The 1,265-nt window shown below is 66.2% G+C and carries 1 protein-coding gene; it reads left to right on the top strand.

Annotation, left to right across the window (positions count from 1 at the left end; genetic code table 11):
* Window positions 1–5: 5 nt before the first annotated feature.
* Window positions 6–1,265: 5-aminolevulinate synthase (gene hemA, locus RFM41_RS34040; RefSeq protein ID WP_320253518.1), on the top strand; the 1,260-nt coding region annotated here is incomplete at its 3' end.

Below are 1,265 nucleotides of genomic sequence, written 5' to 3'. Positions count from 1 at the left end.
TCGACATGAATTACCAGCGGTTCTTCGAAGATGCGATCGACCAGCTCCATGCCGAGCGTCGCTACCGCGTCTTCGCCGATCTCGAGCGCATGGTGGGCAAGTTCCCGCGCGCCATCTGGCGTTCCAACGGCCGCGCCCAGGAAATCACCGTATGGTGCTCCAACGACTATCTCGGCATGGGCCAGAACGAAGGTGTGATCGCCGCCTTCCAGACCGCGGCCGGCAAGATGGGCTCGGGCGCCGGCGGCACCCGCAACATCTCCGGCACCTCCAACCCGCTGGTCGAGCTGGAGCATGAGCTCGCCGACCTGCATGACAAGGAAGCAGCACTCGTCTTCACCTCCGGCTTCGTCTCCAACGAGGCCTCGATCTCGACCATCGCCAGGCTTTTGCCCAACTGCCTCATCATCTCGGACGAGCTCAACCATGCCTCGATGATCGAGGGCGTGCGCCGCTCGGGCGCCGAAAAGAAGATCTTCCGCCACAACGACGTCGCGCATCTGGAAAGCCTCTTGCAGGCGGCGGGCCGCGAACGCGCCAAGCTGATCGTGTTCGAAAGCGTCTATTCGATGGACGGCGACATCGCGCCGATCAGGCAGATCGTCGAGCTCGCCGAACGCTACAACGCCATGACCTATATCGACGAGGTCCATGCGGTGGGCATGTACGGGCCGCGCGGCGGCGGCATCACCGAGCGCGAAGGCCTGGCCGACCGCATCGACATCATCCAGGGCACCCTTGCCAAGGCCTTCGGCACGCTGGGCGGCTACATCACCGGCACAAGCGCGGTGATCGACGCGGTGCGTTCCTATGCGCCGGGCTTCATCTTCACCACCGCGTTGCCGCCGGCGATCGCGGCCGCCACCACCGCCTCCATCCGGCATCTGAAGCGCTCGCAGGCCGAGCGCGACGCGCAGCAGCGCCAGGCGGCGCGCACCAAGCAGGTGCTTGCCGCGGCCGGGCTGCCGGTGATGGAATCGGCCACCCATATCGTGCCGGTGCTGGTCGGCGACCCCGAGCTTTGCAAGATGGCGAGCGACCGGCTGCTTGGCGTGCACGGCATCTACATCCAGCCGATCAACTATCCGACGGTGCCGCGCGGCACCGAGCGGCTGCGCATCACGCCCACACCCTTCCATTCGGACGCGCTGATCGCCGAGTTGCAGGACGCGCTGGTCGAGACCTGGGATGCGCTGGGCATTCCCTATGCCAACTCCGGCCGTCCCGCCGTCGCCGAGACCGATCGGATCGTTCCGCTGCTGGTG

Origin of the sequence: Mesorhizobium vachelliae, from assembly GCF_033977325.1 — a bacterium.
Lineage (GTDB): Bacteria > Pseudomonadota > Alphaproteobacteria > Rhizobiales > Rhizobiaceae > Mesorhizobium > Mesorhizobium vachelliae.
Note: the sequence above shows the minus strand (reverse complement) of the source record. Positions and strands in the feature narration are given on the sequence as shown.